19 protein-coding genes and 2 pseudogenes are annotated in these 20,677 nt (G+C 64.5%); 13 read left to right on the top strand and 8 right to left on the bottom strand.

The window, feature by feature from the left end:
• Positions 1-2: 2 nt before the first annotated feature.
• The gene (locus ACYKG1_RS13295) at positions 3-647 is read right to left on the bottom strand and encodes a TetR/AcrR family transcriptional regulator (protein WP_478470704.1); all 645 of its coding nucleotides are present in this window, start codon (positions 645-647) and stop codon (positions 3-5) included.
• Between the two features lie 82 nt (positions 648-729).
• On the opposite strand from ACYKG1_RS13295, the gene ACYKG1_RS13290 reads away from it, so the two are divergent.
• Positions 730-2,253: an FAD-dependent monooxygenase gene (locus ACYKG1_RS13290; protein WP_478470703.1), complete on the top strand. Its 1,524-nt coding sequence runs from the start codon at positions 730-732 to the stop codon at positions 2,251-2,253.
• A 7-nt stretch (positions 2,254-2,260) separates the two neighbouring features.
• Here ACYKG1_RS13290 and ACYKG1_RS13285 read toward each other — a convergent pair whose 3' ends face one another.
• The 6 genes and pseudogenes from ACYKG1_RS13285 to ACYKG1_RS13260 all read right to left on the bottom strand — a co-directional run bounded on the left by ACYKG1_RS13285 (position 2,261) and on the right by ACYKG1_RS13260 (position 7,254).
• Complete coding sequence (locus tag ACYKG1_RS13285; RefSeq protein ID WP_478470702.1) at positions 2,261-3,964, bottom strand: ATP-binding protein; 1,704 nt, start codon at positions 3,962-3,964, stop codon at positions 2,261-2,263.
• Positions 3,965-4,342: 378 nt separating this feature from the next.
• Positions 4,343-4,591, bottom strand: a complete 249-nt coding sequence (locus ACYKG1_RS13280) for a hypothetical protein (protein WP_014647589.1) — start codon at positions 4,589-4,591, stop codon at positions 4,343-4,345.
• Between the two features lie 120 nt (positions 4,592-4,711).
• Positions 4,712-4,951, bottom strand: a pseudogene (locus tag ACYKG1_RS13275) (hypothetical protein); the annotation flags it as partial.
• A gap of 123 nt (positions 4,952-5,074) precedes the next feature.
• Positions 5,075-5,344 (bottom strand): hypothetical protein, encoded by a 270-nt coding sequence (locus ACYKG1_RS13270; RefSeq protein ID WP_100473231.1) that lies wholly within the window; start codon positions 5,342-5,344, stop codon positions 5,075-5,077.
• A 102-nt stretch (positions 5,345-5,446) separates the two neighbouring features.
• Positions 5,447-5,923 (bottom strand): hypothetical protein, encoded by a 477-nt coding sequence (locus ACYKG1_RS13265; RefSeq protein WP_262083359.1) that lies wholly within the window; start codon positions 5,921-5,923, stop codon positions 5,447-5,449.
• 92 nt (positions 5,924-6,015) lie between these two features.
• Positions 6,016-7,254: an NADH:flavin oxidoreductase/NADH oxidase family protein gene (locus ACYKG1_RS13260; RefSeq protein ID WP_100473229.1), complete on the bottom strand. Its 1,239-nt coding sequence runs from the start codon at positions 7,252-7,254 to the stop codon at positions 6,016-6,018.
• 89 nt (positions 7,255-7,343) lie between these two features.
• On the opposite strand from ACYKG1_RS13260, the gene ACYKG1_RS13255 reads away from it, so the two are divergent.
• Positions 7,344-7,823 carry a MerR family transcriptional regulator gene (locus tag ACYKG1_RS13255; RefSeq protein WP_478470701.1) on the top strand — a complete coding sequence of 160 codons (480 nt, stop codon included), beginning with the start codon at positions 7,344-7,346 and terminating at the stop codon, positions 7,821-7,823.
• A 16-nt stretch (positions 7,824-7,839) separates the two neighbouring features.
• Here ACYKG1_RS13255 and ACYKG1_RS13250 read toward each other — a convergent pair whose 3' ends face one another.
• A complete protein-coding gene (locus tag ACYKG1_RS13250) occupies positions 7,840-9,051 on the bottom strand; it encodes an MFS transporter (RefSeq protein ID WP_262227284.1) in 1,212 nt (403 codons plus the stop codon).
• Positions 9,052-9,270: 219 nt separating this feature from the next.
• Here ACYKG1_RS13250 and ACYKG1_RS13245 point away from each other — a divergent pair, with 219 nt between their 5' ends.
• The 11 genes and pseudogenes from ACYKG1_RS13245 (at position 9,271) to ACYKG1_RS13195 (ending at position 20,676) form a co-directional block, all read left to right on the top strand.
• On the top strand, positions 9,271-9,528 hold the full coding sequence (locus ACYKG1_RS13245; RefSeq protein WP_014037656.1) for a hypothetical protein: 258 nt from the start codon (positions 9,271-9,273) through the stop codon (positions 9,526-9,528).
• 35 nt (positions 9,529-9,563) lie between these two features.
• Positions 9,564-11,243, top strand: a complete 1,680-nt coding sequence (locus tag ACYKG1_RS13240) for a type IV secretory system conjugative DNA transfer family protein (RefSeq protein ID WP_100473226.1) — start codon at positions 9,564-9,566, stop codon at positions 11,241-11,243.
• Positions 11,244-11,672: 429 nt separating this feature from the next.
• A complete protein-coding gene (locus ACYKG1_RS13235) occupies positions 11,673-12,119 on the top strand; it encodes a hypothetical protein (protein WP_100473225.1) in 447 nt (148 codons plus the stop codon).
• 89 nt (positions 12,120-12,208) lie between these two features.
• The gene (locus tag ACYKG1_RS13230) at positions 12,209-13,273 is read left to right on the top strand and encodes a VirB8 family type IV secretion system protein (RefSeq protein WP_262083356.1); all 1,065 of its coding nucleotides are present in this window, start codon (positions 12,209-12,211) and stop codon (positions 13,271-13,273) included.
• Positions 13,270-14,049 (top strand): TrbG/VirB9 family P-type conjugative transfer protein, encoded by a 780-nt coding sequence (locus tag ACYKG1_RS13225; protein ID WP_100473223.1) that lies wholly within the window; start codon positions 13,270-13,272, stop codon positions 14,047-14,049. The genes ACYKG1_RS13230 and ACYKG1_RS13225 overlap by 4 nt, the downstream gene beginning before the upstream one ends.
• Entirely contained in the window at positions 14,046-15,317 is a 1,272-nt protein-coding gene (locus ACYKG1_RS13220; protein ID WP_262083355.1) for a TrbI/VirB10 family protein, read from the top strand. Before ACYKG1_RS13225 ends, ACYKG1_RS13220 begins: the two co-directional genes overlap by 4 nt.
• A 14-nt stretch (positions 15,318-15,331) precedes the next feature.
• Positions 15,332-16,375 (top strand): P-type DNA transfer ATPase VirB11, encoded by a 1,044-nt coding sequence (gene virB11 / locus ACYKG1_RS13215; protein ID WP_100473221.1) that lies wholly within the window; start codon positions 15,332-15,334, stop codon positions 16,373-16,375.
• Between the two features lie 3 nt (positions 16,376-16,378).
• Positions 16,379-16,856, top strand: a pseudogene (locus tag ACYKG1_RS13210) (lytic transglycosylase domain-containing protein); the annotation flags it as partial.
• A 579-nt stretch (positions 16,857-17,435) separates the two neighbouring features.
• Entirely contained in the window at positions 17,436-17,846 is a 411-nt protein-coding gene (locus ACYKG1_RS13205; protein ID WP_100473219.1) for a TrbC/VirB2 family protein, read from the top strand.
• On the top strand, positions 17,839-18,147 hold the full coding sequence (locus ACYKG1_RS13200; protein ID WP_100049996.1) for a VirB3 family type IV secretion system protein: 309 nt from the start codon (positions 17,839-17,841) through the stop codon (positions 18,145-18,147). Before ACYKG1_RS13205 ends, ACYKG1_RS13200 begins: the two co-directional genes overlap by 8 nt.
• 81 nt (positions 18,148-18,228) lie before the next feature.
• The gene (locus ACYKG1_RS13195) at positions 18,229-20,676 is read left to right on the top strand and encodes a VirB4 family type IV secretion/conjugal transfer ATPase (RefSeq protein ID WP_478470700.1); all 2,448 of its coding nucleotides are present in this window, start codon (positions 18,229-18,231) and stop codon (positions 20,674-20,676) included.
• Position 20,677: the final 1 nt, after the last annotated feature.

Here is a 20,677-nt window from a genome sequence, read left to right as displayed (position 1 = left end):
CGCTATGGACGCAGGCCCGGGTCGGTATACGGGGTACCAGCCAAGGCCACCAGCACGCCGGTACCGCCGCGCACGATCAGCTGCAGCATCGCCTGGCGCGGATCCTCGCCGGCTTGCTGGCTAGCCAGTCCTTTCTCATAGGCCGCCACCATCGACGCCAGCAGCATGGCTGCGCCCAGGCGTGCCTCGGCGTCATGCGTCGGCCGGCCGGCGGCGTCGGCCATCAGCTGCGCCAGGTCGTCGGCCAGCTGTGCCTGCAGCCGTCGCGCGTGCGCCACCAGCACCGGACTGTCGGCCACGGTGGCCCAGAAGGCCGCTGCACCGGAGTTGATCCGCAACAGGGAATGGCCATTGTCGAGCAACTCCCTCACCAGCGACTGGAAGGCGGCCAGCGGGGTCATGCCACGGCGCGCCGCCATGCCTTCGCGAAGCAGGGTCCGGGCCTCCTCATCGCGGTCGAATACCAGGTCTTCCTTGCTGGCGAAGTAATTGAAGACCGTCTTGCGCGACACCCCGGCCGCATCAGCGATCTCGGACATGGACACCGACTCGAAGCCACGACGGATGATCAGCTCGGTGGCGACGTCCGAAATCGCTTGTCGGGTCTCGGCCTTGCGTTGTTCACGACGGCCAGAAGGCGGGGTCATGGGCGGCTCGGTTGTAAAAACATACACCGAGTGTAACATTTGGCCCGCCAGGGCGCCGACCCGGCGCTCACAGGGAATTCCCATGTTGTACGACGTCGTCATCGCCGGGGCCGGCCCGGTCGGCCTGTTCCTGTCCTGTGAGCTCGCCCAGGCCGGCTGTTCGGTCCTGTTGCTGGAGCAGGCAGCGTCGCCCGAGACAGCCTTGAAACGCCTGCCCTTTGGCTTGCGCGGCTTGAACGCGCCCACCTTGGAGGCCCTGGATCGACGCGGCCTGCTGGATGCGGTCGCCGCCAGTCAGGTACTGAAGCCGGGCAACGGCGCACCGCCGCCCGGCACCGCCCATTGGCTGGCGCAACCGCGGCCGCTGGGCGGCCACTTCGCCGGCATTCCCTTTGCGCTGGACAACGTGGACAGTGCGCGCTGGCGCCATCGCCCGCCGACGCCGGTGCCCACCCAGATGGCGGTCGAACTGCAGTCGCTGGAGGCGGTGCTGGCCGAGCGTGCGGTGTCACTGGGTGTACAGATCGAGCGTGGCTGCACGGTGCAGGCGGTGCACGCACGCGAAGCACAGATGGAGGTCCAGACCGGTCGCGGGCTGATGCGGGGGCGCTGGCTGGTCGGTTGCGATGGCGCCCGCAGCACGGTACGCAAGCAATCGGGGTTCGTGTTCGCAGGGACGGCGCCGGAGTTCACCGGGCACACGCTGCAGGTCGAACTGGCGGACCCGTCGGTGCTCGTCCCGGGGCGTCAGTTCACCGAACACGGCATGTGCAATTTCAATCCGCCGGGCATGCTGGCGCTGGCCGATTTCGACGGTGGCGCCGGCCATCGCACGCCGCTGGACCGGCACACCGCCCAGGCGCTACTGCGGCGTGTGTCCGGGCGAGAGGCAACGATCACGGCGCTGCATCTGGCCACCACATGGACCGACGCCGCGCGCCAGGCCACGGCCTATCGCAGCGGCCGCGTGCTGTTGGCCGGTGATGCCGCGCACATGCATTCACCGTTGGGCGGGCAGGGGCTGAACCTCGGCATCGGCGATGCGATGAACCTGGGATGGAAGCTGGCCGCGGTGGTGCGAGGTGATGCCGCAGAGTCGCTGTTGGACAGCTATCAGGCTGAGCGCCATCCGATCGGCGCCCGGGTGCTCGACTGGTCACGTGCGCAGGTGGCGTTGATGCGGCCAGGCCCCGGGTCGCGCGCGCTGGCGGCGGTCATCGCCGACCTGGCCGCGACCCGCGACGGTGCCACCTATCTCGCCGAGCGGCTGTGGGGTATAGCACCGCCACCGGTGCTCGACGGCAGCCATCCGTGGGTTGGCCGAAGCGCGCCGGACGTCCAACTGGCTGATGACCGTCGCATGGGAGAGCTGTTGCGTGCGGGGAAGGGCGTGCTGCTGGGGATCGACGCCGACGTTTCGCTCGGCCCGGCTATCGATCGCTGGCAGCAGTCGGTTCCCTGCGTGATGTCCCTGGCGCGCGATGCGATGGGACTGGGTGCGTTGCTGGTCCGCCCTGACGGTATTGTGGCCTGGGCCTGCGATGCTGGCGGCGACACGTCGGGGATCGAGTCTTCGCTGGAACGCTGGTTCGGTTCGCTGCGTTGACCGCCCGCTAGGGCGACGCCACTACGGCCTGCGCGCAGCGCCCGGCTTCGGTCATCACCGAGGCCAGCTGCTTCAATGAGTAAGGCTTGCGCAGCAGGGTGAAGCCATGGCCAGGATCCCGGGCCAGCAGCTCGCTGTAGCCGCTGGTAAGGATCACTGGAAGCCCAGGCAGGCGGCTGCGGATGGTACGGGCCAGATCCAGGCCGTTCATGCCAGGCATCACTACGTCGCTGAACACTACATCGAAGCGGGAGGCATCCCGTTCGAGCTCCGCCAGGGCCTCGTCCGCATTGTGCGCAAGTACCACGTTGTAATCGAGCTCGCGCAGGGCGCCGACGGCAAATTCGGCCACATCGACGTTGTCTTCCACAACCAGCACGCAGACACCATGACCATGCTGCAGCCCCGGTAGCGTCGCCGGCCGTTCCGTCATTTCTCTCGCCTGCGCCAGCGGCAGGTACAGGGTGAAGCGGGTACCAGCACCCGCCCGGCTCTGCACGTCCACCTCGCCTTCTGACTGCTTGACGAAGCCGAACACCTGGCTGAGGCCGAGGCCGGTTCCGGCGCCGACGCTCTTGGTGGTGAAGAAGGGCTCGAAGATGCGGTCGACGACGGCGGGGTCAATGCCTGCTCCGGTGTCGGTCACGCTGATCGCGGCGAAGTCGCCCTTCATCGGCGCGGCGAAGCGCACCGAAGGCACGGCGGTTACCTGCTCCACCTCGATGGTCACCCTGCCTTGTCCCTCGATCGCATCGCGCGCATTGACCGCGATGTTGATCAATGCAGTGTCCAGCTGGGTCCGGTCCAGCAGCACCGGCAGCGGCGTGCCGGGCAACGTCAACGACACCTGGATGCGTGCACCCAGTACCGTGGTGATGATGTCCGAAAGCGCGTGCACGCTCTCGCAGAGATCGAAGACCTCCGGCGACAGGCTCTGGCGACGCGAGAACGCAAGCAGTTGCGCGGTCAGCTTGGTGGCGCGGTCCGAGGCTGTGGCAATGGCCTGGATGTAGCGGCGCCGGGTGTCGTCTGACGGCCACGTGTGCAGGAGCATGTCCACCGAACCGGTGATGACCTGCAGCAGGTTGTTGAAGTCGTGGGCCACACCGCCGGTGAGCTGGCCGATCGCCTCCAGCTTCTGCGACTGGCGCAGCTGCTCGCGGGCGCGCACCAGTTCCAGATGGGCCTCTCGCGCCTGCTCGGTGATCGCCGCGACCTGGCGGCTGTGCAAGTCGCGCTCGATCACCCGTTCGGTCTGCTCGCTGACCACGCACAGGATACCGGCGACACTGCCGCAGCCGACGCGCAGCGGTGAATAGGAAAACGTCCAGAATGTTTCGCGCAGCGTGCCGTCGCGATCCATCATCAATGGCAGGTTCTTGAAGCTGCGGCTGGTGCCGGCGAAAGCATCGTTGACGGCCTGCACCACGTCCGGCCATACGTCCGCCCAGACATCCTCCAGGCGGTTGCCCATCGCGCCGTGCAGCTTTTCCCCCAGCATCGGCAGGTAGGCATCATTGAAGAAGAACGCCTTGTCTTCCTTGCCCCAGGCAAGCCACAGGGGTTCCGGCGAATCCAGGATCATCGCCAGCAAGGTGCGAAGTTCGGCGGGGGCGCTTGCGGCAGTGGCCGAGCGGGCCCAGTCACTGTCCTGCAGCAGTCGGTAGGCGAGCTGATCAGGTGCAGAGACTGGCAGGGGAAAAGGATGCATGGCCGCCATTGGCGCAGGGAGGTGGCGCAGCATAGCCGAGCGCATGTCATGACGCCCTGCACACCGCCGGCATGAAAGGCCTCGCCACTTCGCCGTCGACGTGGCAGGGATGCACCCTTTGTTCCGCAGGTTGCCGCTATCGCGGCGCCGCGCGAAGGGAGGCGAAGCTGGCCTGATCGGCGGGTCTAGCCCTCACGACCTGCCTGCGCGGTGAGCGCATCCCGGCCAGCCTCGGTGAGATCGATATCCCCGTCTTCCGCCTGTACCGCCCATCCGGCGGTCACCGCCCACGTTGCGGCATCGCCGCGCACCGGCTCTGCAGCGGCGATTGCCTGGAGTATTTTCCGCTGTTCCGCAGTCATTCCCACGTGGCGGCCCTCAGATACCCAGCAACGACGCCGGTTGCCAGTCCGACAGGCGGGCGTGGCTGACCGGTTGATGGCAGCCGCACCCGTCACAACGGAACAACGCCCCGCCCGGAAGTTGCACCAGGTTGTCTTCGCTGGCAGAGCTGGTCGACGAGCAATGCCGGCAGGTGACCGTGAGCGCAGTGATGCGCTGCACGCTGCCTGATAGATCGAACACGGCCTCGAACGCGCGAATGACAGGGTGGGCAGTGTCCGGCATCTGAGTCTCGACAGGGTGGGGAGACCTCATCGTTGCGCGCCGGCTGTGATGGAGCAGTCAGCCGGATGCATGGGCGCGATCAAGACAGGCGCGGCAACCGGGTGTGCACCTTCGTCGGGGATTCTTCGTCTTTCCGCTAAGGTCCAGCGGCTTGTCACTGCCCTTGCGCTCGCTCGACCACACTTCCATGCCCTTGTTGCAGCGGCTCTCGCGGGCAGCGACCTCGGGCGGCAGGTCCGTCAGGTGCGGCGATTCCTGTCAGGCTTGACGCATGTTGCTGTCGTCATAGGTGGCGCAGGCGCTGAGCGATGCGAGGGCGATGGCAATGAGGGTCGCGCGGAGCGGGGGCTGCAGGTTCATGAGGGCCTCGGGTGATGCCGGGATGGCCATGGAATTCAAATCCGTGACATCGGCCATGCGCAATCGGACCAATCGTGCTTGTTATTCTATAACAGATGCCCAATAGTCCGGCCCCTGCCGGCGTCAGGCGATGCAGATCATCAGCACCGTGCACAGCACCAGCATCAGCACGAACACGCGTCGGCTCAGTGCCAGGCAGGCCAGATAGGCTGCGAGCGCCCACGCTGCCAGCAGCGCGCAGGCTATCACCCATAGCCCGATACCCATCATCGAACCCGTCGCCAACGCAGACAGTGCGATGGCCTTGAACAGCGCCGCGCCCAATACGCTGCCCAGCATGCCGGCCTGCAAGGCGATGGCATCATGGCGGGCAGATGCGCGATGGGGGTGCATTGCGGGTCCGGTACGGGCCGAGAGCGCGGCGTCGGCTGCACTGTGCCCAAATGCACATCCACGAAATGTGTTCATCGCGCGCGAAGACCGCGATGAAGCCGTTCAGTCGAACTCACCCTCGGCCGATTCCAGGCGCTGCCGGTACGCTGCGCGATGCTGGTACAGGCGCTGGCATTCGGCCGACCTGTGGATGCGGCTGCCGGGTTCGTTGGCCACCGAGTCGCACATCCGCGCGATGTGGTTGTTCTCCGCCAGTTCGGTGACGAAGAACACGGCGGTGATGCCGGTGCCAAGCAGTAGGACATACAGCAGGCGGCTGAGCCAGCGCGACAGTTTCCGCTCGAAGTGCTGCTGGATGGTCAGGTCGAAGCGGATGATGCTGAGCACGATCCAGACGATGGCAACCAGGAAGCAGAGCGTGGGCAGCAGGCCGCGCCAGAGGCCTGCCTCGTATACCGACTCGCTGTAATGGACCGCGGCCCCGGCGCCTGCGATGGCGATGGCCAGCGCCCAGTTGCGGCCCAGCGATAGCAGGTCATCGAGCAGCTTTTCGCGGTTCCTGGTTGGTCCTGCTGCCACGAGGGTTCCTTCCGCCTGTTGCGACCGACGACGGGCTGCCGCCGATCATGCAGATGGTGGAGCATCGCGTCAGCGATGAGAAGCCTGTCCGCTCAGTATCCGCCTGCGCGTGCACCGATCCAGCGCCGGTAGCGGCGGGTCCGGCATTTGCCGGCGGCTTGGGCCAACAGCAGCGCCCACATCGGTGAGACACCCGGCGCGGTGGGGCGGCGCTGGCTCAACCGCCCCAGCTGGTACTTCACCGCTGCCATATGCGCGCTGGCGGCCAACGGCTTGCTGCGCCAGTCGATGGTGCGCAGGGTCGGCACCGGATCGCGTCCCTGCTGCCAGCGTTGCGGCAGATCCGGCTCGATCGCCAGCGCGGTGGCGATGCCGACCATGGCTACACCGCTGTCCAGCACCTGCTCGGCCACGGCGCGACGGCGGATGCCGCCGGTGACCATCAGTGGCATCGTCGCCACCGTGGCGATCTCACGCGCGAACTCCAGGAAGTAGGCCTCGCGTGCCAGGCTGCGTTCGTCACGTGCGGCACCGGTCATGGCCGGTGCTTCGTAGCTGCCGCCGGACAGCTCGACCAGGTCCACGCCGAGCGGCGCCAGCATTTCCACCACGGCGCGCGCATCCTCGGGCGAGAAGCCGCCGCGCTGGAAATCGGCAGAGTTCAGCTTCACGGCCACCGCGAACGTGGGCGACACGGTGGCGCGCACGCCCTGCACGATCTCCAGTAGCAGGCGCGCACGGTTGTGCAGGCTGCCACCCCAGCGGTCGTCGCGGCGGTTCGACAGTGGCGACAGGAACTGGCTGAGCAGGTAGCCGTGCGCGGCATGGATCTGCACGCCACTGAACCCGGCGCGCTCGGCCAGCTCGGCGCTGCGGATGAAGCGGGCGGTCACCTCTTCAATGTCCGCCTCGGTCATCGCCCGCGGCGGTGCGAACTGCCTGGACAGTGCGCCCATCTCCAGGGCGACGGCTGACGGCGCGAGTGCGGGTTGGCCGAGTGCGGCCGGCATCTGCCGCCCGGGATGGTTGATCTGCATCCACATCTGCGCGCCCCGCGAACGTACTGTCTCGGCCCAGGCGATGAAGCGATCAAGGTGGCGGTCGTCTTCCAGCACCACGCCGCCGGGACCGGTCATGGCGCGGCCATCGATCATCACGTTGCCGGTGATGATCAGCCCCGCGCCGCCGTCGGCCCAACGCTGGTACAGCTGCAGCAGTGCAGCGGAAGGCGCATGGTCGGCGTCGGCCATGTTCTCCTCCATCGCCGCCTTGGCGATGCGATTGCGGATGACGGCACCGGAGGGCAGTGCCAGGGGCGAGAACAGCGACATCGGACAGCTCCAGGACAGGGGAATGACGTTACGCTAACCTTCAAGTTTGATTGAAGGTCAACGGCTTCCCATGTCGAGGATTCAGGCAGATGAAGATCGGTGAGCTGGCCCGCCTCACAGGCCTCGCGGCGTCGCGCATTCGTTTCTATGAAGACGCGGGGCTGCTGGTGGTGCAGCGCCAGGCCAATGGCTACCGCGATTATCCGGAACAGGCGGTGCTGCTGCTGGAGCTGATCACGGGTGCGCAGCGTGCAGGCTTCAGCCTGGAAGAGATCCGTGCCCTGCTGCCACCGGACATGGGCCAGTGGCAGCATGATGCGTTGATCACGATGCTGCAGAAGAAGGTGGCTGACATCGAGGCGTTGCAGCTGCGGTTGGCAGAGAGCCGGGCGCACCTGCTGGCCCTGATCGAGGACATCCAGGCGCGGCCGGACGGCATCGACTGTGCAGCCAATTCGCGGCGGGTGCTGGACCGCGTGAAGCGCGGTGAGCTGGCGCGGCCGACCCTGGCGGCCGGCGATATAGCGCTGCTGCGACCGGATCGCCACCGCCGCAGGGGCAGCGACTGACGATCCGGCGCGATGTTCAGTGGCTGCCGGCGACGGCGGTCCTGCGCTTCTTGTCCAGCATCACCGCCACGCACCACAGCAGCAGGCCGCCGATCGCGGTAGCCGCACCCACGTAGCCGGTACTGGCCGGGCTGAAGCCAGCGCTGATCGCCATGCCGCCCAGCCACGGGCCGAGTGCATTGGCGGTATTGAACGCGGCGTGGTTGGAGGCCGCCGCCAGCGTCTGCGCTTCACCGGCCACGTCCATCAGGCGGGTCTGCAGCACCGCCGCCAGCGCGCCCATGGTGCCGACGGTGACGATCATCGGGCCGATGGTCCACACCGACTGCGCGGCCAGTGGATACAGCAGCAGCATCACAATCGACCACAGCAGCACCACGGCGGCGGCCTTGAAGTGGAACTTGTCCACCAGCCAGCCACCGGCGATGTTGCCGATGATCGCGCCGATGCCGAACACGCCCACCGCCAGCGGCATCCACGATTCGGCCACGCCGGTGACCTGCACCAGGGTCGGTGCCAGGTAGGTGAACACGCAGAACATGCCAGCGAAGCCGACCGCACCGATCGCCAGCGCCAGCCACACCTGGGTGGTGTTGAAGGCGCGCAGCTCGCGCATCGGTGAGGTGCGTACTTCATCCGGGTCCGGCAGCAGGAAGCGCGCGATCATCGCCACGGTGGCGATGGCCAGCACGCTGACCAGGGCAAAGGCGGTGCGCCAGCTCAGCTGCTGGCCCAGCCAGGTGGTCAGCGGATTGCCGACCAGGATCGCGATCGACAGGCCCAGCAGCACGCGCGACATCGCCTGGCCGCGCTGGCCGGCGGGACTGATCGCCGCGGCCACCAGCATCGCAACACCGAAGTAAGCGCCATGCGGCAGGCCGGCAACGAAGCGCGCCACCAGCATCGTGGCATAGTTCGGCGCCAGCGCGCTGGCCAGGTTGCCGACCGCGTAGAAGCCCATCAGCGCCAGCAGCAGCTTGCGGCGCGGGAAGCTGGCACCTACGAAGGCGAGGATCGGAGCGCCGACCACTACGCCGATTGCGTAGGCGCTGATCAGGTGCCCGACCTGGGTTTCGGAGATCGACAGGCCGCGGCTGATCTCCAGCATCAGGCCCATGCTGGCGAACTCGCTGGTGCCGATGGCGAAGCCGCCCAGTGAAAGGGCGAGGATGATCAGGGTGCGCTGACGGGGCGTCAGCCGCGCAGCCAGGGAAGAGTTGGGGCTCATGCGGGCGCGATGGAGGCGGGGAGCCAGCCATTGTACTGCTGCACCGCAACAGGAGCAGCCACGCCGGGGGTAAATCAGTGTTTGATCGGTGGTGATGCCGGTTCCGCTGCGGGATGGTCCGCCAATCCGTGCCGCTGGTGTGCATGCGCAGATGACATGCCTGTGGGCATGATGGTGGTGCAGGGCACTGTAGCGTTGCTCAAACAAGGAGGCGGATCGATGCAGGAGTTCAAGCACGTGCTGGAGTCGCGCGGGCGCTATCAGCTGGTAGCGGTGTCCTACGCGCCGGTGTACGCTCCGGGCGATGTGGTCGGCCATGCGGTCGTCGCCGACGATGGGGATCGTCTGACCGACCTGATATCTCTGGCCGAAGCGCGCCAACGCTTGTTACAACTGGTGCGTGAGGAGGGCGAGGAGCCCGGGCTGGAGAACGAGAACCACCTGCGGAAGAAGGCGTCGCGCTGGCGCCACCGCTAGGCCGTCGCGCCGCGTGCGCATCATGGAGGATTCGGGTGTTGCCCAGTAAGAAGTATCCGCTCATCGCCATCATCACGCTGGCGACCCTGCTGCTTGGTTTCGTGTTTTCCGGTTACCTGACCCTGCTGTTCCTGGGGCTGGACACCCAGCTGTTCACCTGGAATACGTACTACCAGTACTTCCACGCCATCGGCCAGCCGCAGGTTGCGCCCTTCGTGGGCAAGATCAAATGGGCCGGCTACGTGGGCTTTGGCCTGCCGCTGCTGGTGCTGCTGGTGACTGGCCTGGTGCTGCTGCTGAAGAAGGACAAGCGCTCGCTGCACGGCGACGCGCGCTTTGCCACCGGTGCCGACCTTGCCAAGCACGGCATGTTCAAGAAGACCGGCCAGAGCATCGTGGTCGGCAGCCATGGTGGCAAGCTGGTGCGCCTGGATGGCCAGCAGTTCGTGATCCTGGCCGCGCCGACCCGTTCGGGCAAGGGCGTGGGCGTGGTCATTCCGAACCTGCTGGAGTACGGCGAATCACTGGTGGTGCTGGACATCAAGCAGGAGAACTTCGACCTGACCAGCGGTTGGCGCGCCAGCCAGGGCCAGGAGATTTACCTGTTCAATCCCTTCGCCGAGGATCGGCGCACGCACCGCTGGAACCCGCTCAGCTACGTCTCCGACGATCCGGCCTTCCGTGTCTCGGACCTGATGAGCATCGCCGCGATGCTATATCCGGACGGGGCCGAGGACCAGAAATTCTGGGTCAGCCAGGCACGCAACGCGTTCATGGCCTTCACCCTGTACCTGTTCGAGAATTGGGACGACGAGCGCAGCAGCGGTTTCCCGGGCGGCTCGGGCACGCCCACGCTGGGCGCGGTGTACCGGTTGTCCTCCGGTGACGGCACCGACCTGAAGAAGTACCTCAAGACCCTGTCGGAGCGGCCGTTCCTCAGTGCCAACGCCCGCTCGGCGTTCGCCAACATGCTGTCCCAGGCCGACGAGACCTTCGCCTCGATCCTGGGCACCTTCAAGGAACCGCTCAATCCCTGGATCAATCCGGTGCTGGACAAGGCGACCAGCTGCAACGACTTCCTGCTGACCGACGTCCGCAAGAAGAAGATGACCATCTACATCGGCATCCAGCCGAACAAGCTGGCCGAGAGCCGGCTGATCATCAACCTGTTCTTCAGCCAGTTGATCAACCTCAACACGAAGGAACTGCCCAAGTCCAACCCGGACCTGAAGTACCAGTGCCTGCTGCTGATGGACGAATTCACCTCGATCGGCAAGGTGGAGATCATCGCCTCGGCGGTCTCCTACATGGCCGGCTACAACATCCGCCTGCTGCCGATCATCCAGAGCATGTCCCAGCTTGATGCCACCTACGGCCGGGAAGTCTCGCGCACGATCATCACCAACCACGCGCTGCAGATCCTCTACGCGCCGCGTGAACAGCAGGATGCCAACGATTACTCGGACATGCTGGGCTACACCACGGTGCGCAGGAAGAACGTCACCCACGCCCGCGAGAAGACCCACAACTTCACCGAGGAACGGCGCGCGCTGATGCTGCCGCAGGAGTTGAAAGCGATGGGGCCGGACATGGAGGTGTTCCTGTATGAGGGCATACCGCATCCGGTGAAATGCGACAAGATCCGCTACTACAAGGACCGCTACTTCACCTCCAGGCTGCTGCCGAAGGTGGACGTTCCAATGCTTAATGTCTAATTCACGTCGCTAAATTTGTGAAATTGATTCACATTTAAGAATGTGAATTAGTGACGGAGGTCAATAATTTGGCATCTGTTCATGGATTTTCAGACTTGTCTGACATGGAATTGACGCGTGGTTGTGCGACCCTGTGTCTGTCATCCAGAAATGTGTGCTGGATGTCAAAGTTGTAGCAGTAGGGTGGCCAGGAGTTTGTGCCATGGAAACAAGGATGGTTTCGACGTTGGTGAGGTATGCGGGTGCGCGGTCGGCAACGTCCGGCGGCCCTGCGACCTGGTTGGCAGCCTTTGGGGCTGCAGGGGAGCCGGAGCGGGTGTGCTGCACGCAGCAGCGCTTCCCTCCGATTCCGGCGTGCGCGATGCAGCGCCGGACGACCAGGGGACCAATGCTCGGGACTGCTTTTTCGTACGTCAAAGTGAAGCCCGTATGAATCAGGCGTTTATCGCGAAAATATCCATCGCCGCAGTGGCGGCGCTGATGGTGGCCGGTTGTGCCACCAAGTCCGCTCCCGATTTCGGAGGCCGCTGGAAGCCGGTCAACCGCTTCGCTGCGGCAACGACCGAGATCCCGCTGTACTCCAGCTACGTCTACCAGGCTTCGCCGATGGATGGCACGCTCAAAGCCATGCTCGAGCGCTGGGCCAAGGATTCTGGACGCACCTTGGACTACCGCCTCAGCTCGGACTTCACGCTGTTCGGCGCGGTCTCGAACATCGACACCACCAATGCACAGCAGGCCGTGATCGATCTGACCGCAGCCTATGCAGCGCAGGGCATCTCCGTCTCCATCGTTGGCAACCAGATCGTTGTGCAGAGCGCAGGCTCGACGCCGACCGCGTCGGCGCAGGGCGCTGATTCCAGCAGCGGCACCTGAGTCCACCTCGAAATCATCGAACGTGCCGCTCCCCGCGCCTGTCGCAGGGGTGCCACGCCCATTGATGTTTCAGCAGTACGGAAGAATCCATGTTCCGCAAGAAGGATCCCGGCAATAGTCCCAAGGTCGAGCAGTCGGTCGCCAAGGCGGTCAGCTACGAGATCACCGTGGCCGACATGGCGCGCCGCAGCGAGCGGCGCGCATGGTGGGTCGCCACAGGCTCGTTGCTGATGTCGCTCGCCCTGGCGGGCGGCTACTACTACATGCTGCCGCTGAAGGAGAAGGTGCCGTTCCTGGTGATGGCCGATGCCTACACCGGCACCGCGACCGTCGCGCGCCTGAGTGGCACCTTCCAGGGCGAGACGATCACCACCAACGAAGCGATCAATCGCAGCAACGTCGCCCAGTACGTGCTCGCGCGCGAATCGTACGACTCGGCGGTGATGGGCCTGCGCGACTGGGAACTGGTGTTCGTGATGTCCACCGATCCGGTAGCGCAGTCCATGCGGGTCCGCTATGCCGGCAACAACCCGCAGAACCCGTTCGTGATGTACGGTCGCGAGCGCGCCATCCGGGTCAAGATCCTCAGCATCACGCCACTGGGGGCCGAGCCGAACGGCAGCTTCCGCGGCGCTTCGGTGCGCATACAGCGCAGCCTGCTGGACAAGCGCACCGGCGTCTCTACCTACCTGGACAACCAGCTGGTGACGATGCGCTTCGGCTACAACCAGAACCTGGCGCTGTCCGAGCAGGATCGCATCCTCAACCCGCTGGCGTTCCAGGTCACCGAGTACCGCGTCGACAACGATTACTCGCGTGGCGTGCCGGTGCCGGATGACGGCGCCATGCAGGCACAGGCGCAGCAGGCTGCACAGGCCGCGCAGGCCGCGCAGCAGGCGCAGGGCGTCTACGATCCCAACAACCCGGCCGCGGCCACGATGATCGATCCGGCCACCGGCCAGCCGGTCGCGGTTCCGGCCAACGGCCAGGTGCCGGGCCAGCCGATGCCGGGCCAGCCCGTACAGGGTCAACCCATGCCGGGTCAGCCGGTGCAGGGGCAAGCAATGCCGGGGCAGGCCATGCCCGGACAGCCGGCCATGAGGCCGGCGCAGAACAATTCCACCGGAACTGCTGATGGAGCAAGCAACCGATGAGTAGTCGAAATATCAGGGGAAGCGCGCTGGCGCTGCTGTCGATGTTGTCGTTGCTGTTCCCAGCGGCGGCGATGGCGCAGGCGGTTGACCACTACGAGTACGAGAAGGACCGCATCTATCCGGTTCGCACCGGCCTGGGCCTGACCACCCAGATCGAGTTGAGCCCGAACGAGAAGATCCTCGACTACAGCACCGGCTTCAGCAGCGGCTGGGAACTGACCCGTCGCGAGAACGTGTTCTACCTCAAGCCGAAGAACGTCGACGTCGACACCAACATGATGGTGCGCACCGAGACCCATTCCTACATCTTCGAGTTGAAGGTGGTGGCCACCGACTGGCGCCAGCTGGAACAGGCCCGTCGTGCAGGCGTGCAGTACAAGATCGCCTTCGTCTATCCGAACGACACCGTGTTCGGCGTCGCCCAGGAAGCGGTCGAGGAAGAGGCCAAGCCGTTGTTGAGCTCCGAACTGGCCAAGGACCGCCAGTACAACTTCAACTACTCCTATTCGACCAGCAAGGCGAAAAAGATGGGGTGGCTGATCCCGGTCAACGCCTATGACGATGGTCGTTTCACCTATCTGAAACTGCCGAATTCGCCGGAGTACAAGACAGGCATCTTCCCGGCGGTCTTCGGTCGCGAAACGGAATACGGTGAAGACTTCGTGGTCAACACCACGGTTGAAGGCAATACGCTGATCGTGCACGGGACGCACCCGTACCTGGTCATCCGCCACGGCGACTTCGTCGTCGGCCTGCGAAGGAACGTGAAGAAATGAGCCAGCAGAACACTCCCGGAAACGACCCGAACAACGGACGCGACGAGAGCCAGAGCCCGTACGGCGCACAGGGTGCCCCGGACGCGCAGTCGAATCCATACTTCGGCACGACCCAGGCCGAGCCTGCGCCGGATCTGGATGCGGCCGCACCGCAGCTGCGCTCGGCCGAAGAACAGCGGCTGAACCGCAAGGCGCTGATGTTCCTCGGCGGCATCGTGGTGCTGCTGGTGGCCATGGGCTTCCTGTTGTTCCGCAAGGGCCAGGATGACAAGGACGCTGTGCAGAAGGTGCCGGACGTTGCGCGCGTGTCTACGCCGACTCTGCCGGACGCCGTGCAGACGAGTCCGGTGCCCTCCCAGGCCATGCAACCGGTTGATCCGATTCCGATGACGCCGCCGCTACCGCCGCCGCCGCTGGATTCCACCCCGCTGTTCGTTCCCCAGTCCGATTCGGCGCGCGAGATGGACCGTGGCCCGACTTTGCTGGACCGCCGCATCGGCTCCGGGAGCGGGGTGGGTGGTGGTGATGGACAGGATGGCAACGGGGGCAATGGCGGCCGCGGCATGGATGAGTACACCCGTGCCATGCTGGCCCAGCTGCCCAACAATCAGGCGGCGCCGGCAAAGGTTCGCCGCGGCCCGGACGTCGAGGATGTCTCCAGCGCCACCTATATCCAGAGCCCCGACGCGCTGCTGGTGCGTGGCACCTACCTGCGTTGCGTGTTGGAAACCCGAATCATCACCGATCTCGCCGGCTATACCTCGTGCCTGCTGACCGAGCCGGTGTACTCGATCAACGGTCGCAACCTGCTGCTGCCGAAGGGCTCCAAGATCTATGGCGCCTACGGCGGCGGTCCGATGGGCAAGCGCGTGGAAGTGATCTGGGATCGCATCACCACTCCGAATGGCATCGACGTTGCGATGTCCAGCCCGGGCGTGGATCAGCTGGGCGGTGCCGGTCATCCGGGCCAGTACAGCGCGCACTGGGGCAGCCGTATCGCCTCGGCGCTGATGATCAGCCTGATTTCCGACGCCTTCAAGTACGCGGCCGCCGAACACGGTCCGGAGACGACCACCATCGCCAACAACGGCATGACGGTGCAGTCGCCTTATGAGAGTGCTACCGCACGCACGATGGAGCGCCTGGCCAACGAAGCACTCAGCAGCAACCGTCGTCCGCCGACCGTCACCATCAACCAGGGCACGATCGTGAACGTCTACGTTGCCAAGGACGTCGACTTCACCAACGTGCTGCACCCCCGCCGGTAACCCAACGAACGATCATGGACGCTGAAGTGTCACCCCTCGCCCTCGTCTCCAGCGATTTCCTGCGCTATCAGTACGAAGTGCTGGGCATCGCCGAGTACATGACATCCCCGGAAGTGACGGAAATCTGCATCAACCGTCCCGGTGAGCTGTACCTGGAAACGCGGGCCGGGTGGCAGCGGGTGGACGTGCCGAGCCTGACCTTCGAGCGGGCCCGGCAGTTCTGCACGGCGGTGGTGAACGAGAGCAACACCGGCCAGCGCATCACCGATGCCGATCCGGTCGTGTCGCTCACGTTCCCCACCGGCCAGCGTGCGCAGTTCGTGATTCCGCCGGCATGTGATGCAGGGAAGGTGTCGATCACCATCCGTCTGCCGTCCAAGCACACCAAGTCGCTCAGCCAGTATCACGAAGACGGCTTCTTCAATCAGATCCTGGAAAGCGATGGCAGCATCAGCGAGCAGGATCGCGAGCTGCTGGAGCTGCGCCATTCGCGCGAGTACGCCGAGTTCTTCCGGCGTGCGGTGATGTACCGCAAGAACATCGTGGTATCCGGTGCGACCGGTAGCGGCAAGACCACCTTCATGAAGGCCTTGGTCAACCATATCCCGGACAACGAGCGCCTGGTCACGATCGAGGACGCGCGCGAGCTGTTCCTGACCCAGCCCAACGTCGTGCACCTGTTGTATTCCAAAGGCGGGCAGAGCACCAGCAATGTGACGGCCAAGAGCTGCATGGAGGCCTGCCTGCGCATGAAGCCCGAACGCATCATCCTCGCCGAGCTGCGCGGTGACGAGGCGTTCTACTTCATTCGCAACTGTGCATCGGGCCACCCGGGTTCGATCACCAGTTGCCACGCTGGCAGTCCAGAGCAGACCTGGGACCAGCTGGCATTGATGGTGAAGGCCTCGACCGAAGGTTCGGGCCTTGAATTCAACGTGATCAAGCGACTGTTGATGATGACCATCGACATCGTCGTGCATATCAAGGCGCATGCCGGCTCGCGCTACATCACCGGCATCGACTTCAATCCTGGGCGTGCCCAGGGGCAGGAGGGCTGAAGGATGCTGCCAGGACTGGAAATGATGGCGTGCCCGGAGATGGCCGTATCGATGGATGTGATGCAGCACGTCATCAACGTCGAATCGTCGCGCAATCCCTACGCCATCGGCGTGGTCGGCGGCGCACTGGTGCGCCAGCCCAAGGCCTTGGATGAAGCACTGGCGACGGTGCGCATGCTGGAAGAGAAGGGCTACAACTTCTCGATCGGGCTGGCTCAGGTCAATCGCTACAACCTGGGCAAGTACGGCCTGGATTCCTACGAGAAGGCCTTCCAGCAGTGCCCGAACCTGCAGGCAGGTTCGCGCATCCTCGCCGAGTGCTACAAGCGCTCCGGTGGTGACTGGGGCAAGTCGTTCAGCTGCTACTACTCGGGCAATTTCGAGACCGGCTTCCGTCATGGCTACGTGCAGAAGATCTACGACTCGATCCGCCGCGGGCAGCAGGTCGCCAGTAATGGTGTCGCACCGATCGACGTGGTCAGTCGGGGGGAGCGCCGCGCGGTGAAGGTCGAGCATCACCCGCAGCTGGCTTCGCCGGCGCAGGCGCGCATCGTTGCTCAATCCAATGGCCCCGTGTACGTGCCGTCGGAAGATCCCGCACGCGCCTATGTCGTGTACCCGTCCACCGGTGCAATGGCGCGGGGCAGCCTGCTGAACATCGCCGACCAGGCGCTGTCCAAGGTAGTGCTGGGCTCGGTGGAGCGGATGATGCAGCCACAGGCGCAGCCCACCCAAGGGGCCGCCTATCCGCAGCAACAGGCCGGTGGCATGCCGCAGCAGCTGCCTCAGCAGAGTCCGGCGCAGGCAATGGCCATGCCGCAGCAGTTGCCGGGCGCTGCCGGCGCCGGCAACGAGGGGCCCGTGATGCTGCGGCCCTGGAGCGAGCGCAACCAGCCTGTGGCCGGTGGCGAAAATTCATTCAACGCACCGGTGCAGGCTGCGCCGGTGCAGCAGATTCCCGCAGGGGATGCGGCCTTCGTGTTCTGACGAAGTCGTGGTGCGGCCAGTCCCCCGGCTGGTCGATTCAGTTGTGTTAGTCCATCAACAAGGAAATCAATCCATGAAGCGATCCAATCTCGACCTCGTCCAGGCCCAGCGCACGCTGAAGACCCTGCTGATGGCCACGATCTTCGTTGGCGCACTGTTCGCCCCGCAGGTGTTCGCCACCAGCACCGACTTCGGCGGCACCGACAAGAAGGTCTGCGGTTTCTTCTCCAACATCAACGGCCTGCTGAACATGGCCTCGATCGCCGTGGTGACCATTGCGGTGATCTTCGCCGGCTACCAGATCGCCTTCGCGCACAAGCGCATCGGTGACGTCGCGCCGATCCTGATCGGTGGCGTGCTGATCGGTGCCGCTGGCCAGATCGCGCGCATGCTGCTGGGCGAAGGCAGCGATGGCAAGTGCGGTGCTGGCACCAGCACCACCTACTACCTGATCAACAACGCGATCCAGTACTACAGTGCATAAGAACGTCGTGTTCCGCGGCTGCACGCGCCCAGCGATGTTCCTGGGCGTCCCCTACCTGCCATTTTTCATGGTGGCCGGTGGGTTGTTGCTGCTCAGCATGTACACGAACTTCTGGTTCCTGCTCACCATTCCGGTGGCGGTCTTCATCATGCGGCACATGGCCAAGCGTGACGAAATGATCTTCCGGCTGCTGGGCCTGCGCCTGATGTTCAAGCTGAAGGTGCGCAACGTGCAGGAACACGATGGCATGTGGGTGTTCAACCCCAACCATTACCGCGACAAGCCGGCCCGAATGGATTGAGGTCCGGATCCGGCCTGGCGGGCGTCCGCGCCCGCCGGGTCTCTTGAAACTCCTTGGCAGTACCTCTTTGGAAGCAGTCGTATGTTCAGCCCTGACACCTCCATCAGCGAGTTCATTCCGTTGTCGTCGCATGTTGCCCCGAACGTGGTCAAGACCACGGGCGGCGACTACCTGCTGACCTGGCATCTGGAAGGGCTGCCGTTCGTGGGTCGTGAGGAGTGGGAGCTCGAGCATCGCCACAACACGTTCAACCGCCTGCTGCAGACGCTGCGTGCACCGGACTTCGTGAACGTGGCGTTCTGGGTGCACGACATCCGTCGCCGTCGCACGCTGAAGGGCAAGAGCAACTACAAGCAGCGCTTCAACCAGGACGTGTCCGACCAGTACATGGGCATGCTGTCCTCGCAGCGCATCATGCAGAACGAGCTGTACCTGACCATGATCTACCGCCCCGTGGTGGCGGGTAAGCGCTTCGTAGAGAAGTCGGCGAACGTGGACAAGCTGCGCGCCGAGCAGGAGCAGGCGGTCGAAAAGCTGATGGAGCTGGCCGGCAACGTCGAGGCCGTCATCCGGGACTATGCGCCATACCGCTTGGGAATGTACGAGGCCAAGAACGGCGTGGTGTTCTCGGAAACGCTGGAGCTGTTCGGTTACCTGATCAATCGCATCGACGAGCCGGTGCCGGTGCTGTCGGCATCGATCAAGGACTACCTGCCTGTCAGCCGCCATATGTTCTCGGCCAAGACCGGCGATTTCGCGATCAATACCCCCAATGGTGCCAACCACTTCGGCGCCATTCTGAACATCAAGGAGTATGCCGAGGGCACTTACCCGGGCATCCTCAATGGCCTGAAGTACCTGGACTACGAATACGTCATCACCCATTCGTTCAGCCCGATGGGGCGCCAGGACGCGCTGAAGGTGCTCGACCGCACCAAGGGCATGATGATCTCCTCCGGCGACAAGGCGGTCAGCCAGATCGTCGAGCTCGACCAGGCCATGGATCAGCTGTCGTCGGGCAACTTCGTGCTGGGTGAATACCACTTCATCATGGCGGTCTACGGCGACACGCAGGCCAAGCTTTCGCAGAATGTCGCCTCGACCCGTGCCGAGCTGTCCAACGCCGGTTTCGTGTCGACCAAGGAAGACCTGGCGGTTACCTCGTCCTTCTATTCGCAGCTGCCGGGCAACTGGCGCTATCGCACCCGCCTGGCCAATGTCAGCTCGCTGAATTTCCTGGGCCTGTCGCCGCTGCACAATTTCGCGACCGGCAAGCAGCACAACAACCCGTGGGGCGACTGCGTCACCACGCTGCAGACCACCAATGGCCAGCCGTACTACTTCAATTTCCACGCGACCCACCCGTCGGAAAACTCGCTGGGTGAGAAGGCGATCGCCAACACCATGGTGATCGGCAAGTCCGGTACCGGTAAGACCGCGCTGATCAACTTCCTGCTCAGCCAGGTGCAGAAGTACGAGCCGTCGCCGACCATCTTCTTCTTCGACAAGGATCGCGGCGCGGAGATATTCGTGCGTGCCTGCGGAGGCAACTACCTGGCCCTGGAGAACGGCGCGCCGACCGGCTTCAACCCGTTCCAGTGCGAGAACAACGAAGCCAACGTGCAGTTCCTGGCCGACCTGATCAAGGTCCTGGCCGGCAAGCGTGAGTACAGCGCGCGCGAGGAAGAAGATATCTATCGCGCGGTGGAAAGCATGCTTGATACGCCGATGCACCTGCGCAGCATGACCAACTTCCAGAAGAGCCTGCCCAACATGGGTGACGATGGCCTCTACGCGCGCATGCGTCGCTGGACCTCGGGCAATTCGCTGGGCTGGGTATTCGACAATCCGGTCGACACCGTTGATCTGAGCAAGGCCAACATCATCGGCTTCGACTACACCGACATCATCGACAATCCCGAAGTGCGCGTGCCGGTCATCAATTACCTGCTGCACCGCCTGGAGTCGCTGATCGATGGTCGTCCGCTGATCTACGTGATGGACGAATTCTGGAAGATCCTGGATGGCGAAGGTGGCCTGAAGGAGTTCGCGAAGAACAAGCAGAAGACCATTCGTAAGCAGAATGGCCTGGGCATCTTCGCGACGCAGAGCCCGGAGGACGCGCTGAAGAGCGACATCTCGGCAGCGCTGATCGAGCAGACTGCCACGTTGATCCTGCTGCCGAACCCGAACGCCAGCAAGAGCGACTACATGGACGGCCTGAAACTGACCGAGGCCGAGTTCAGGGTGGTTACAGCCCTGGACGAGCGCTCGCGCTGCTTCCTGGTCAAGCAGGGTCATGCCTCCAGCGTCTGCCAGCTCAACCTGCGTGGTATGGACGACATCCTGTCGGTGATTTCCGCATCTACCGACAATATCGAGGTGATGCACCGGGTACTGCTGGAGGCTGCGCGCACGGAAGGCGTCTCCCAGGCTGACCTCACTCCCGAGCAGTGGTTGAGCGAGTTCTACAGGAAACGAAAGGGCTCGGGCAAGGCGGCTGTCGAAGCGCGCGACACTGTTACCTGAT

The sequence above is a fragment of the Stenotrophomonas sp. 85239_Sma genome (assembly GCF_056481725.1).
Note: the sequence above shows the minus strand (reverse complement) of the source record. Positions and strands in the feature narration are given on the sequence as shown.

Bases quoted from the DNA above. Each gene is read 5' to 3' on its own strand.
- ACYKG1_RS13225 (WP_100473223.1), top strand. From the start codon at position 13,270: ATGAGTAGTCGAAATATCAGGGGAAGCGCGCTGGCGCTGCTGTCGATG.
- ACYKG1_RS13195 (WP_478470700.1), top strand. From the start codon at position 18,229: ATGTTCAGCCCTGACACCTCCATCAGCGAGTTCATTCCGTTGTCGTCG.
- ACYKG1_RS13230 (WP_262083356.1), top strand. From the start codon at position 12,209: ATGTTCCGCAAGAAGGATCCCGGCAATAGTCCCAAGGTCGAGCAGTCG.
- virB11 (WP_100473221.1), top strand. From the start codon at position 15,332: ATGGACGCTGAAGTGTCACCCCTCGCCCTCGTCTCCAGCGATTTCCTG.
- ACYKG1_RS13260 (WP_100473229.1), bottom strand. From the start codon at position 7,254: ATGTCGCTGTTCTCGCCCCTGGCACTGCCCTCCGGTGCCGTCATCCGC.
- ACYKG1_RS13220 (WP_262083355.1), top strand. From the start codon at position 14,046: ATGAGCCAGCAGAACACTCCCGGAAACGACCCGAACAACGGACGCGAC.
- ACYKG1_RS13270 (WP_100473231.1), bottom strand. From the start codon at position 5,344: ATGCACCCCCATCGCGCATCTGCCCGCCATGATGCCATCGCCTTGCAG.
- ACYKG1_RS13295 (WP_478470704.1), bottom strand. From the start codon at position 647: ATGACCCCGCCTTCTGGCCGTCGTGAACAACGCAAGGCCGAGACCCGA.
- ACYKG1_RS13290 (WP_478470703.1), top strand. From the start codon at position 730: ATGTTGTACGACGTCGTCATCGCCGGGGCCGGCCCGGTCGGCCTGTTC.
- ACYKG1_RS13235 (WP_100473225.1), top strand. From the start codon at position 11,673: ATGAATCAGGCGTTTATCGCGAAAATATCCATCGCCGCAGTGGCGGCG.
- ACYKG1_RS13245 (WP_014037656.1), top strand. From the start codon at position 9,271: ATGCAGGAGTTCAAGCACGTGCTGGAGTCGCGCGGGCGCTATCAGCTG.
- ACYKG1_RS13205 (WP_100473219.1), top strand. From the start codon at position 17,436: ATGAAGCGATCCAATCTCGACCTCGTCCAGGCCCAGCGCACGCTGAAG.
- ACYKG1_RS13280 (WP_014647589.1), bottom strand. From the start codon at position 4,591: ATGCCGGACACTGCCCACCCTGTCATTCGCGCGTTCGAGGCCGTGTTC.
- ACYKG1_RS13250 (WP_262227284.1), bottom strand. From the start codon at position 9,051: ATGAGCCCCAACTCTTCCCTGGCTGCGCGGCTGACGCCCCGTCAGCGC.
- ACYKG1_RS13285 (WP_478470702.1), bottom strand. From the start codon at position 3,964: ATGCATCCTTTTCCCCTGCCAGTCTCTGCACCTGATCAGCTCGCCTAC.
- ACYKG1_RS13255 (WP_478470701.1), top strand. From the start codon at position 7,344: ATGAAGATCGGTGAGCTGGCCCGCCTCACAGGCCTCGCGGCGTCGCGC.